Annotated in this window: 13 protein-coding genes, 1 tRNA gene and 1 pseudogene; 7 read left to right on the top strand and 8 right to left on the bottom strand. The window is 45.0% G+C overall.

Annotated features, from left to right (window positions below):
* From Q0241_RS09590 to Q0241_RS09600, 3 genes are all read right to left on the bottom strand, one after another.
* Nucleotides 1–1,106, bottom strand: a 1,106-nt coding sequence (locus Q0241_RS09590; RefSeq protein ID WP_299376634.1) for an acetyl-CoA C-acetyltransferase, incomplete at its 3' end; no start/stop codon positions are given.
* Between the two features lie 234 nt (nt 1,107–1,340).
* Nucleotides 1,341–2,420 carry an alpha/beta fold hydrolase gene (locus tag Q0241_RS09595; protein WP_299376637.1) on the bottom strand — a complete coding sequence of 360 codons (1,080 nt, stop codon included), beginning with the start codon at nt 2,418–2,420 and terminating at the stop codon, nt 1,341–1,343.
* Complete coding sequence (locus Q0241_RS09600) at nt 2,386–2,826, bottom strand: hypothetical protein (RefSeq protein ID WP_299376640.1); 441 nt, start codon at nt 2,824–2,826, stop codon at nt 2,386–2,388. The genes Q0241_RS09595 and Q0241_RS09600 overlap by 35 nt, the downstream gene beginning before the upstream one ends.
* Nucleotides 2,827–2,871: 45 nt before the next feature.
* On the opposite strand from Q0241_RS09600, the gene Q0241_RS09605 reads away from it, so the two are divergent.
* Nucleotides 2,872–3,078, top strand: coding sequence for a hypothetical protein (locus tag Q0241_RS09605; protein ID WP_299376643.1), 207 nt, complete (start codon nt 2,872–2,874; stop codon nt 3,076–3,078).
* Nucleotides 3,053–3,664 carry a polyhydroxyalkanoate synthesis repressor PhaR gene (gene phaR, locus Q0241_RS09610; protein ID WP_299376646.1) on the top strand — a complete coding sequence of 204 codons (612 nt, stop codon included), beginning with the start codon at nt 3,053–3,055 and terminating at the stop codon, nt 3,662–3,664. The genes Q0241_RS09605 and phaR overlap by 26 nt, the downstream gene beginning before the upstream one ends.
* A gap of 129 nt (nt 3,665–3,793) precedes the next feature.
* On the opposite strand, the gene Q0241_RS09615 is transcribed toward phaR, so the two are convergent.
* Entirely contained in the window at nt 3,794–5,515 is a 1,722-nt protein-coding gene (locus tag Q0241_RS09615; protein ID WP_299376649.1) for a bifunctional diguanylate cyclase/phosphodiesterase, read from the bottom strand.
* Between the two features lie 483 nt (nt 5,516–5,998).
* Between Q0241_RS09615 and Q0241_RS09620 the strand changes: the two genes are divergently transcribed.
* Nucleotides 5,999–6,394 (top strand): helix-turn-helix transcriptional regulator, encoded by a 396-nt coding sequence (locus Q0241_RS09620; protein ID WP_299376652.1) that lies wholly within the window; start codon nt 5,999–6,001, stop codon nt 6,392–6,394.
* A gap of 104 nt (nt 6,395–6,498) precedes the next feature.
* Here the strand turns inward: Q0241_RS09620 and rfbB are convergent, their stop codons facing one another.
* The 3 genes from rfbB to Q0241_RS09635 all read right to left on the bottom strand — a co-directional run bounded on the left by rfbB (nt 6,499) and on the right by Q0241_RS09635 (nt 8,419).
* Nucleotides 6,499–7,560: a dTDP-glucose 4,6-dehydratase gene (rfbB, locus tag Q0241_RS09625; RefSeq protein ID WP_299376655.1), complete on the bottom strand. Its 1,062-nt coding sequence runs from the start codon at nt 7,558–7,560 to the stop codon at nt 6,499–6,501.
* 91 nt (nt 7,561–7,651) lie between these two features.
* On the bottom strand, nt 7,652–8,098 hold the full coding sequence (locus Q0241_RS09630; RefSeq protein WP_299376658.1) for a response regulator: 447 nt from the start codon (nt 8,096–8,098) through the stop codon (nt 7,652–7,654).
* 244 nt (nt 8,099–8,342) lie between these two features.
* Nucleotides 8,343–8,419 (bottom strand) — tRNA-Arg (locus tag Q0241_RS09635).
* Between the two features lie 305 nt (nt 8,420–8,724).
* Between Q0241_RS09635 and Q0241_RS09640 the strand changes: the two genes are divergently transcribed.
* The 3 genes from Q0241_RS09640 (at nt 8,725) to gpt (ending at nt 11,440) form a co-directional block, all read left to right on the top strand.
* Entirely contained in the window at nt 8,725–9,888 is a 1,164-nt protein-coding gene (locus Q0241_RS09640; protein WP_299376661.1) for a hypothetical protein, read from the top strand.
* 209 nt (nt 9,889–10,097) lie between these two features.
* A complete protein-coding gene (locus tag Q0241_RS09645) occupies nt 10,098–10,853 on the top strand; it encodes a TSUP family transporter (protein ID WP_299376664.1) in 756 nt (251 codons plus the stop codon).
* Nucleotides 10,854–10,960: 107 nt separating this feature from the next.
* Nucleotides 10,961–11,440: a xanthine phosphoribosyltransferase gene (gpt, locus tag Q0241_RS09650; protein ID WP_299376667.1), complete on the top strand. Its 480-nt coding sequence runs from the start codon at nt 10,961–10,963 to the stop codon at nt 11,438–11,440.
* 24 nt (nt 11,441–11,464) lie between these two features.
* Here gpt and panC read toward each other — a convergent pair whose 3' ends face one another.
* Entirely contained in the window at nt 11,465–12,322 is an 858-nt protein-coding gene (panC, locus tag Q0241_RS09655; RefSeq protein WP_299376670.1) for a pantoate--beta-alanine ligase, read from the bottom strand.
* 244 nt (nt 12,323–12,566) lie between these two features.
* On the opposite strand from panC, the pseudogene Q0241_RS09660 reads away from it, so the two are divergent.
* A pseudogene (locus Q0241_RS09660) lies at nt 12,567–12,904 on the top strand (RlmI/RlmK family 23S rRNA methyltransferase); the annotation flags it as partial.

Genomic DNA, 12,904 nt, shown 5'->3' on the forward strand with positions numbered 1-12,904 from the left:
ACATCGCGTCGCTGCATCTCATGAAGCAACGTCACCAACATCCGTGCGCCAGAAGCCCCAATCGGGTGCCCCAAGGCAATCGCACCACCGTTTACGTTGACAATCTCTTCATTCCAGCCAAGTTCCCGGTTCACAGCAATGGCTTGCGCTGCAAATGCTTCGTTGGCTTCAACCAATTCAACATCATCAATTGTCCAGCCTGCTTTTTCTAATGCCTTGCGGCTGGCCGGAATAGGACCAGTCCCCATAATGGCGGGGTCCACCCCAGCCGTTGCCCAGGACACAATTTTTGCAAGCGGCTTAATACCATCGGCTTGCGCCTTACTTTCAGACATCATCACAACCGCGGCAGCACCATCATTGATGCCAGATGCATTACCTGCGGTTACCGTGCCTTCACGATCAAACGCAGCCCTCAGCTTGCCCAAACCTTCGGCTGTTGTACCCGGTTTTGGATGCTCGTCAGTCGCGACAACAACTTCACTGCGGCGGGTTTTAACCGTGACAGGAACAATTTCATCCTTGAAGTATCCAGCTTCCTGCGCAATCGCAGCTTTTTGCTGAGACCCAGCAGCAAAAGCATCTTGATCTTCACGGGATATATTAAACTTTGTCGCGATATTTTCCGCTGTTTTTCCCATGTGATAATCATTCATTGCGCACCACAATCCGTCCTTGATCATCGTATCAACAAGTTTGACATCACCCATCTTGGTTCCCGTGCGCATGTGCGAGACATGCGGGGCCAAGCTCATATTTTCTTGGCCGCCGGCAACGACAACATCAGCATCGCCCAAGGCTATAGATTGATACCCCAGCGCCACCGTCCGCAACCCTGATCCGCAAATCTGATTGATGAGATAGGCCGTCTTTTCGTTTGGAATACCTGCGCCCAACGCGGCTTGACGAGCTGGGTTTTGCCCATCTCCTGCCGTCAAAATTTGACCCAGAATGACTTCGTCAACGCTTTCAGGTGAGACACCTGCCCGCGCAAGTGCTTCGCGAATAGCAATCGTTCCAAGTTCCGCAGCAGGAACCGTTGAAAGGCCCCCACCAAACGCGCCAACCGGGGTTCTCGCCGCCCCAACAATAACAACACCAGACATTACAGATACCTTTCAGAAAAGCTGTATCTCAAAAAAAGAATTCTTATAAAACCAGAAGTCCGTATTCCCCAGAACAACCAGTTACCTTATCCTATTCATTGCCAGTGCAATGCTGCACTGCAAAATTATTACATAAACCATAACGAGGCTAGCCATCAAAAATCAAGACATTATTGCACTATCGTGACATAAAAACTTATTTATACCCTCAAATATTGAAATTATATTGCATTTTTATGATCTAAATTGTTCCATCCAATCCACAATTGGCTTCCAGACTTTTGATTGTGCATTGCGACTAACCATAATACCAATGTGCCCCAATGGGGTTTCAATCAACGTACTGCGATCAATACCGGCAGACAGCGCAAGAGATGACGCCTTCGGCACAATCCGGTCATTATCAGACACAACAGACAAGGTTGGCACCCGCACCTTATCTAAAGTAACCTTCTCACCCGAAATTACCCAATGGCCTTTTTCAGTCAGGTTTTCACCATACCATTCCTGAAGACACTCACAGGCAACTTTCTGTGTAAGAGACACCCCATCATTCAACCAGTCTTCCAAAGATATAAAGACTTTTGCTTGCTCCGTATCCACATCAAGTTGCCTGAAGTTCAAAAATTTCCGTAACGACAATGTCGGATCCAAAGACGCAAACAAACTTTGCAGCCCCTCGCCAGAAAAGTGCCCCACAGTATTTATCCACGGTAAAAGACTTTGAAGCCAACGCCCTTGTTGAATTGCTCTTTGATCTTCTTTTTCGTGAAAATCCCATGGGCTCGCGATAAGTACGAGGGACTTGACCAACGGTTTCGCCAAAACGGACAAAGCGGTTGCTAAGGTTCCCCCCATACAATAGCCGATTACGATCGGCTTTTTACCGCTTCTTTTTTCCACTTCTTTCAAAGCCGGTAATAAATATTGGACAATATAGTCTTCAAGACCAAAGTTGCTCTCGGCCGGGCCAGGATGCCCCCAATCCATTACGTAAGGCCCCCAACCTTCATTGGCCAGCCATCGGAGAAAACTGTTCTCCTTTAGTAAATCAAGAATGTAATAGCGGTTAACCAACGAAGGGATAACAAAAAGAGGATAATCATCGGCCTCTTTTCTATAACTCAAAAGAGAGGCTGAACCTTTCGTCCAGACTGTCGGCATTGCCTTCCGTTTGTTAACGAACTCAGCATTTTGATATTTTTTGATTCCCTCTTGATAAAAAGAAAAACGTCGAGCTATAGCCCTATCAATTGCCGTAGAAAATTTTAGAGGGTCATCACCTAATACTTCTGTCGCTATCCTTGCCTTCATCGTCTCCGGTATTTCCAGAGCCAGCTTCGAGTTCGGCAATTCGCCTTGCAAGAACCCCAAGCCGAGCTTTGAGCTCTGCAACGTCATCAACGCCGACATCATGTGCATTGGTAGCGGAATTGGACATTTCTTGCGATTGCTTTCCACCCGTTCCAGCCCTTTCTGAGTGCCCCATATCTTTTTGCAATACGGACAAAAGCGGATTTATCTCTCCTGCTGAATCAGGATGATAGGCGCTATGGTAAAAAGCTTCCCACTTTCTGTACAGATCAATTGTCGCAGGATCGAGATCTGCAGACATATCCGCCATCAAATGCCATGGAGTCAGCTGCAGTTTGGAAAGATGGCTGATCCATAGATCCAAATATTCATCAGCAAGCTGATCGATATCTTTTTCCCTGTCCAAAAAGGCCTCTCTCCCATAGTATACGCATTCGTATTGCGTTGCCTAATGGCTATATTCGCACAAGCAATGAGAAAAACAGACAAAAAATTCTCTTTTTTTAAGGCTTTTACACCCAATTCATTGACAGAGACCATCGCAGCGCAGCAATATTTAAGAAGCAGTGCACAAACAGCAATGAGCCAGCAACAGAAACTGGTAAACATAATAAGCATTGGAGGCGAGGATCTTGGCGACCTCAAAATCAGGGAATAATGACGATACTATCGTTATAAAAAAATATGCAAACAGACGTTTGTACAACACAGCGACAAGCAGTTATGTGACATTGGATCATCTATGCCAGATGGTAAAAGATGACGTCGAGTTCGTTGTCTATGATGCGAAGTCTGGAAATGACATCACACGATCTGTCCTAACCCAAATCATTGTCGAAGAAGAAGCAAAAGGGCAAAACTTGTTGCCTATTTCCTTCTTGCGTCAATTGATCAGCCTTTATGGCGATTCCATGCAATGGGTTGTCCCCAAATATCTGGAACACATGATGGAAGGTTTTTCCGAAAATCAGGATAAAATGCGCCAATCAATGCAAGAAACCTTTGGCGGCATTTTTCCTTTTGGCAATCTGGATGAAATGAACAAACAAAACATGGCTCTTTTTGAAAATGCCATGCAAATGCTGTCCCCCTTTCAGAACCCGCAACCGTCCTCAACACCAAATACTGAGGAACCAGAGGTAAAAAGATCCGCAACTAAGGCTGATAATGGTGGGTTCGACGACTTGAAAACACAGGTTGAACAGTTGCAAAAACAACTCGACGCCCTAAGCAAAAAAAAATAGCTCCCAGCACGACAACAAAACCGCCGCGTCAACAGATCAGGTAGGAAAAACCCAACAATAAAATGGCTCCCAATAAATCGGGAGCCATTTTTGAATAAGCTATTATTGACAAAATTTTGAACTGGTTACTTATATTGGAAAAATAATTGCGTCTTTAACCCCAACATTTTCGATAAGCCAATCAGGTTTAATTTCCGGCTTCCCGAAATAAAATCCCTGGAGTAGGTCAATCCCTTCACGAGAGAGGAACTCGGCTTCTTCGGCCGTTTCGACAAATTCAGCAATTGTTGTGTGATTTAGCGCTTTGGCTAAACCCAGAAGATTTCTAACAAAAATCTGATTTTCCTCATTATCAAGAATACCAGCAATAAATGAACCATCTATCTTGATAATATCTACTGTAAGCGTTTTAAGATGCCTAAACGTTGTATAGCCTGCACCGAAGTCATCAATAGCAACCTTACAACCAAGTTGCCTTACAGCAGAGACAAAACGCGCTGACTCTTCCAAGTCATGAAGCGCCGCTGTTTCTGTGATTTCGACAATCAACCGACTGGCAATATCTGGCCTCGACTTCACACGCGAAGACAACGCCCTCAGCCAGCTGCGATCTGATGCTGTCAGCCCAGATATATTCAAAGACATCGTGATGTTCGGATACCGGACCAAATCCTCTAAGGCCAACTCTAAAACTCTACGATCAATAACCCGCATCATGCCCAATTGTTCGACAACAGGTATGAACCGCCCTGCCGGAACGGTCTTTCCATCGCGATCAAACATGCGCAAAAGAGCTTCAACCAAAATAAGCTCATGACTTTCAGAATCGACAATCGGCTGATAAGCCAAGGCAATCCTGTCTTCTTTCAGGGCTAGCTTGACTTCCTCACCAATGATCATACTGGTTCGATAGTTTTCACACTGCTCTACAGTTAACTTGTAAGGTTTAACGCAATCGCGGCCATTTGACTTTGCCTCCAACAAAGCGCTTTCAGCTTTTGCAAAAGCATCAAAACTGGTTTTTGTCTGTTCAGGAAAGTCGACAAAACCAACAGAGACCGTCACGTAAATACGTTCATTGTTTATCTCAAACGGTATTTCACGAACGGTTTGTAAAATGCGATCAGCAATGGTGTCTGCTTCCTCATGCGAAGCGACACTCATGATTACACCGAATCGATCGCCCCCAAGGCGACCAACAATATCAGCCCCCCGAATGCTTTTATCCAGGCGTTCACCAACCTCGACCAAAACGGCATCACCCGCTTCAAAGCCATAAGCGGTGTTAATCATACCGAGATGATCGACACCAACGGCCAAGAAAGTGCCCACATTACTGTATCGGATAGCCTGCTCAAGAGAGAAATCCAGAGATTCCCTTAACCTCAACTTATTAAAATGCCCAGAAAGCTCATCGTAGCTGGCAAGATATTCAAGCCTTGCCTCTGCCTGTTTCTTGACGGTTACGGGGCGTAGCACGCCAGTCAACCTTGTTGGTGCCCCTGTGGTCGAAACATCAACCGACCCTCTATCGTGGACCCATTGAAAATTACCCGCGCCATCCCGAATGCGATATTCGCAATCGTAGAGGGCCTCACCAGAAAAATGGTCCGTTAAATTACGCATTCTTGCTGGAAGATCTTCGGGGTTAATACGATTGTGAAAGGTTTCACCTGTGGCTGGGATCAAATTATCATCCAAGCCAAAAAGAGACGCAGCTCTACCCAACCACATAAGGCTATCTGTTGCCAAGTCCCATTCGTACATGACATCACCTGATGACTCCAATGCGGTCGTCATCTGGTCCAGAAGAGAAAGATCTATATTATTATCACGAGCGGACCGGAGCACGGTCTGTCTACTCCTACCTGAAGATGGACAACTATAAATACCCGCACAAGACACTGATATTCACGTTAAATTCAAATGAATAATAGCGATTAAGTCATTAACGAATACTGAATCCAGTTCATAATTAATCGCAATAAATAAATAATGGGTTTTGTATAAAGGCTTTATCAATTCAGTTGCAAGAAACTTATTTTCGCTTTGAGAACAAAATATTAAGCAAAGTGCCTAGAACAAATTAAATATCCAAATCAAGTTTCAAAATAAGCGAAAATACAAAAACTATTTCTTTTAATATCTACCATGGAATACACACTCGATATTGGTTAATAAAAAGTTAATACACACACCGCCTAAGTACAAAATATAATTTTCAAAACATTTTATACAATTTCTATTGAAACTCACCTTCAAACGGTCTATTTCACACTAAAAATAATGTAAACACCTTGCTATGTAAGCATCCGTTTTAAGTGAGTAAATTTCGTGACTCGTGCAACAAACAAACCTTCCGACACATACCGTATTGAGAACCATGTAGGTCAGAAAATACGTGAACGCAGAACTATGCTGGGCCTAACTCAACAGCAACTAGCCGATTTAATCGGGGTAACTTACCAACAAGCTCATAAGTATGAACGCGGCATAAACAGGGTTTCTGCTGGTCGTTTGTATGAAATCTCACAAGCCCTGGGGGTAGAGATAAGTTTCTTTTACGAAGGACTTCATGACACTCAAGGTACCGTGAGCGAACGTCAACGAATGTGTTTGGATCTCGCGCGGAACTTCACCAATATCAAAAATGAAAAACATCAGGACGCTTTAAGTATGCTTTGCAGGGTATTATCAGAGCAATCACTGACTGATCCTGAAACAGCCTGAATCACAAACAAGCCAGAACATCAAATCGAGTCAAATGCCTCAGATACATTAACCGGGCTTATCAATATCTAGAATTCATCGGGTTACTGACGAAAGCTCTATTCCTAAAGAACCCCTAGCCTTTCTTGATTATACTTTTCGGTTTGGATCTCGCGCCACCAAGATTGGTTTTCAAGATACCAATCAACAGTATCAACAAGTCCTTGTTCAAAGCTAACTTTTGGCGACCAATCTGTTTTAGACTTAAACTTCGAGACATCTAGAGCATACCGTTTATCGTGCCCCGGACGATCCTGAACATTTACAATCAAATCAGAAAAATTCTCTCTGGCCGGATAACATTGATTCATATGGTCACAGACCCCTTCGACAACCGAACAGTTTGTGCGCTCCTCTCCAGACCCAATGAGATATGTTTCACCAACATCTCCCTTTTCCAGGGTTAGAAGAAGAGCTTGGACATGATCTGACACATGTATCCACTCTCTCACTTGGCTTCCATCCCCATAAAGCGGCAAAGCTTTCCCATCAATCGCGTTCGCAATCATTAAGGGAATAAGCTTTTCGGGAAACTGCCATGGTCCATAATTATTACCACAGTTCGTAATCATTGCTGGCAGACCATAAGTATGCCACCAAGCTTTTACCAGATGATCTGAGGCCGCTTTCGACGCTGAATAGGGTGACCGGGGATCATAGGAACTCTCTTCATTGAAAAAGCCACTTGCCCCAAGAGAACCGTAAACTTCATCAGTAGAGATATGCAGGAATCGAAATTGCGAGGGGGCTCCCTTTTCCCTCCAAAAACTCAGGGAATTCTGTAGTAAATTAAAGGTTCCGACAATATTACTGTTTACAAACTCACCCGGCCCGTCAATTGATCGATCAACATGGCTTTCAGCTGCGGCGTGGATCACAATGTCTGGCTGGGCATCTTTGAAAGTATTTCTGACCGCTTCATTATCTTCAAGTGCAGTTTTGTTGACAGAAAAATATTCCTGAAAGCCATCTAACCGCCTAAGATCAGCGGCATAGGTCAACTTATCCAGAACAATAATTTGGTCGGCACCTAAACGGCTTAACTGTCGAACAATCTCTGCACCAATAAAACCAGCGCCGCCAGTTACAAGAACCCGTTTATCTTTCCAAAAATGTTCTGCACTCATTAAAGGCCTCACCTAAACTTTGACGGTATTAACTAATGAAAAGAACAAAGACCTGATAGTGAAGTCGCTCGCTGAAAAAGCGCTCTATACGTTACCCGATTTCCAAATACTCATCATCTTCAGAATCATCCGCGACAGACATGGACGAAATATCAATAATACGGCACAGGCGACGGTGAAGGATTTCAATTGATACTGGCTTTGCCAAAACATCACTAACGCCTGACTGGATGGCCTCCATCACTCGATCGTATTCAGTATGTCCCGTTAAAAGAATTATCGGAACACGACTAAAAAAACCGCCTTCTTTTCTGAGGCCCCGGGTAAATTCCAAACCATCCACAGGCTCCATTTCCCAGTCCGTAATAATAATATCAGGCTTTTTAAACTTTAACTCTACCCTAGCAGCTTCGACATCGCGAATATATTGAACATCAAAGATTCCCATTGCAGTGAAGATTGTCTTAACAATACGCAGCATATGCGCACTATCATCAACAACCATCACATTCAATCCTGACAAATCGTAGGCGGACAAAATACCCTCGCAAATATTCCAAAGCTGTCTTTTACAAAATAATAGCAGAATAATCCGCCGTACAGTGAGATGACAAACTTATAGCCCGAAGCCAGCGATAAAAAAAAGCAGCGATGCACATAAGCAAACAATAATTTTTATTTAGGACAAGTGCACCAGCGGATTCACAAAAAAACAAAGACCGAAACAGGGCACAAAAATCAGACAAGAAAAAAGCCCGGCTTTAGACCGAGCTTTATCAGAATGGCGCACCCGTCAGGACTCGAACCTGAAACCTCTTGATTCGTAGTCAAGTGCTCTATCCAATTGAGCTACGGGTGCGTTTCAAAGCGTTTCCAGAGTAGATCCCTGAAAACGAGGCGGAAGTTACTCTTGCTTCTGTGAGGATGCAAGCCCTAAATCGCAGATTCTTATTTTTTTTTAATCTCATGCCTAACTATCAATTAGTTGGTGGGAAAACTCTTGTCCCTGCGACTCCCTTCAAGTAGTATCTGGCCTAAGTATTTTGGGGGGTTGGTCAACTCGTGTATCTTTTCGGGCGTTTTTCCCGTATCAATTATAGTAATAATACTAGATTTGAGAGATGATATATTTGGCTGATCACAATCAACAGTGCGGACTTGTCAATGGGATCCATTAAATCCTCTGTTTTGCGTAATACCGTTACAGCTTTGGCTGCGGTGATGTTATTAAATGGTTGTTCTTTTACCGAAGAAGCCTTGTGGCCTTCTATTGTCGGGGAAGAAACTGTAGAAGATGCAACGACGACTGCTGCAGAGGCACCTGTCGTTCCTGATACAGTTGTAACCGATAACATCTCTGGCTTGCCTTTGCTGGGCTCAACCATTTTTGAATCTCCGGGGGTAACGCCGGGACAACCAACAGGAACGCATGTTGGCAAAAAGGTTGAAGAGCTACGCGGTGATCTTTCGAGGCTTCAAGCTCGTTTGATACATCATAATAACAACTTACAGACACAGCGTAACAACGCACGCGGTAGTGCCGGAACTTACCATTCCATTATTGCTGCGATGAATACGCGTCTTCAGGTTGGGACCACGCCCGGTAACCCACAGATGGTGAACGGCTGGAACAAAGCACAGCAAGAACTGGAAGCTGTTGGTGCGAGTATCACCAATTTAAACAGCCTTTCCAACGAAGCAGGATCAACTTCTGCCCTTGCCGCCTTCGTTCTGGATTCAGCAAAGTCGACGTATGAATTACGTGGTGCTTTGGATGAAGATCACAGACAGCTCGCTGTTCTGGAAGACGAAGCCAACCAGACGGTTGTTATTCTTGACCGCCTGATGAATGAATTGACCGAAGATATTGCGCGTACACAGAACTACTTCTCTGCTGAACGTACAAATCTGACTGCCCTTCAGGTTGCAGTTGATAACGGTGAGTTTATCGGTGGCAACCTTGGCAGCAGAACTTTTGGTCTTCCTGTACCTCCACCACCAGGTGGATCCGCTGGTCTTGTTGGTCGTCAACCTCCTTTGGCCATCATTCGTTTTGATCAGCCAAATGTGAATTACGAACAAGCGCTTTTCACTGCCGTTAGTCGCGCATTGGATCGTCGCCCGAGTTCAGCTTTTGACTTGGTAACGGTTGCCCCTGCTCGTGGGAATTCAGCTCAAATTGCATTGGCAACAAGCAAATCCCGCAAATATGGTGAAGATGTTATGCGCTCATTGACCAAGCTTGGTTTACCGGCTTCTCACGTGTCGCTTTCATCAACCAGTAACCCGGGTGCTCAGGTTCCAGAAGTTCATGTTTACCTTCGGTAACAGGATTTAAATAATTATAAAAAAGCGGTATCATTTTGATACCGCTTTTTTTTGTGTCTCGAAATATCTCCCGAGCGAGAACAACATAGAACAATACAAGCCCCTCCATAAACGCTCATCTCTTATCCCCTATAGTCTATTGACCCGTCCGCAAAAATACTTCAGAGCATGCTCTGTCACCTCACTCATTTTTTAGCTTGGATCTCCCCTTGTCAGCGGACCTAATACCCATCGTCGCCTTTATTCTATTTATATCCAGCTTGATTCAAGGGGCCGTCGGTTTTGCCTTTGGACTAATTGCCCTAACCTTCCTGACCTTGCTCGGCATCGAACTAACCACAATTGTGCCGCTACTTTTAACCGCAGGCCTCGCTCAGCTTCTTGTCGGGGTATACAAGCTACGTGATCACATCCAGTATGAGCCTTTGATAAAAGGATCTGTAATCAGGTACATCACATTGCCTTTGGGTATTCTTTCTCTTGGGTACATCACCACAACCATAGACAAAGACCAAATTGAACAACTGGTCGGCCTTCTCATTCTTGGAATTGTGGTTCTACAGCTTATCGTCAGGCCCCACCCCCGAGAAAAGCTTCATCCCTTCTGGACATTTATTGCATTTGGGGCCAGCGGCTACACAGCAGGACTAATTGCTGTTGGAGGCCCACCGATTGTTTTGTGGGTCATGGCCCACAAATGGACAAACGGACAGATAAGAAGTTTTCTTTTTGCCAGCTTTCTTGCCTCAGCGCCGATAAATGCAGTCGTTCTGTACTTCGTTCTGGGCGATAGCGTCTTTTCACCTATGCTTTACGGCCTTGCTTTTTCTCCATTGATCGCGCTGGGCTCACACTTAGGCGTTAAACTCGGCCACGCGTTTTCTCCTGAAAAGCTTCGAACAATTGCTTTTTCCATCCTTGCCATAAGCTCTCTTTCATCCATCGCAGCACCTCTGTTAAACTAAATTTGTAGCGTTGCAATCAGGGCAGGCAAGGTTTGCCCTTCTAAAGGTTGAGATTTTTCGCCAGTTCTGCTTTATTCCGGCATCATTTAAAATTGGAGTCGAAAACCGTGTCCGAACAACCAAAAACTTTTCCCGTATCTTGGGAACAATTACATCGTGATGCCAAGGCCTTGTCATGGCGCCTGATGAACGAGGGGCCTTTTGAAGGGATTCTTGCTGTTACACGTGGTGGCCTGGTACCTGCTGCTATTATCGCGCGCGAACTGGATATCCGCCTTATCGACACCGTTTGTATCGTTAGCTATTCCAGCGAGAACAAACAAGGTGAGCTCAAAGTTCTCAAAGAGTCACCAAAAGAAAGTAAAGGCTGGCTGATTGTTGACGATTTGGTCGACACAGGAAAGACAGCTCGCGCCGTGCGTGAGATGATGCCAGATGCTCACTTCGCAACACTCTACGCCAAACCAGCTGGCCGCGATATCGTTGACAGTTTCATTACAGAAGTCAGCCAAGATACTTGGATTTACTTCCCTTGGGACCTTGCCCTACAAACTGTCCCACCATTGGTTCAGGGTAAATACGACTAACTAAACGTCGTAAAGTATTCGGCTCTACCGGCTGATTGGATAGTTATCAATCAGCCGGGTATTGCCAAGCCAGGCAGCAACAAAAATACGCCCACTTAACAAATTATCCCGATCAGCAACATCACTGAAAAGCTCAAGATCTTCTTCTGATCGAACCTCAAGGTAGTCGATTCGATCAAATCCACTATCCAGAATAACTTTTCGCCCCCATTCCAAAACGTGATCAACGGCTTCGCCTTGACGAATCAAATCTGCAATCGTGCTTTCCACCTTATATAAAGTCGGTGCAATGGCACGTTGGTCTGCTGATAGCCGACGATTTCGGGAAGACAAAGCAAGATGATCACCTTCGCGAACTGTCGGGACCCCGATAACATCGACATCCAAGTCGAGGTCACTGGCGACACGCTGGATCAATAGATACTGCTGAAAATCTTTTTGTCCAAAATAGGCTCGATCCGGCGACGTTTGAATAAGCAGCTTGGAAACAACTGTTGTAACCCCGTCCATATGCCCAGGGCGTGTTGCCCCGCAAAGGCAATCCTGCATCGTTCCCACGGCAACAGTGGTACTGTATCCTTTTGGATAAACCTCTTCTGCTTGGGGGAGATAAACAAGATCTACGCCTGCGTCCTCAAGCTTTTTCAGATCCGCATCAGTATCCACCGGATAGGTATCCAGATCAGCCTTATTATCGAACTGCTTGGGATTAACAAAAATCGTAGCAATAACGCGATCATTATCCGTCTTGGCGGCACCCACAAGCGATAGATGCCCCTCGTGCAGTGCTCCCATGGTCATCACCACGCCAACTTCTTGTTTATCAGCCTTCCAGCCGGAAACAAGGGCGCGAAGATCCCGTTTGGATTTTACAATACGCATTACTCTTCCTATTAACCCCTGATAAGGGGGCATTATCTTGAAACGAAATACTTGCGCGCCGTTATAAACAAACGCCAATCACGATACAAACAGCTTTAGAGAAAATCCTAACAAAGCACTTATTGCACCGCAACAATTCGCCCTCCCCCTTTTTCTTCGTTATACTAACCTGCAAGCCTAAGCTTGCAGGGGCCGCAGATTTCACTAGACTGCCGTCAAATTCATCCTTAACGAAAGAACTATTATGAGCGCTGCTCTCGATCTCAAACAACGCCCGACCATTCGCCTGAGACCAAAGGCACAGAAAAGACTGTTGAATGGTTATCCGTGGGTCTTTTCCAACGAAATTGAGGTCAGCGCAGAAACCAAACAAATCCCGGCAGGAACGGTCGTTAGGATCGAAGCCAATGATGGTCAACCATTAGGCACAGCAATATACAACCGTCAGCCACTAATCTCTGCTCGCTTGCTTAGCTCTAGCGCCAAAACAATTATTGACGAAGATTTTTTTGCGGAAATTTTGCGAAAAGCTCTATCGCTACGTGAAACCTTGTTTAGTGTTCCTTACTACCGTCTAATTCA

The sequence above is a fragment of the uncultured Kiloniella sp. genome (genome assembly GCF_937128705.1).
Lineage (GTDB): Bacteria > Pseudomonadota > Alphaproteobacteria > Kiloniellales > Kiloniellaceae > Kiloniella.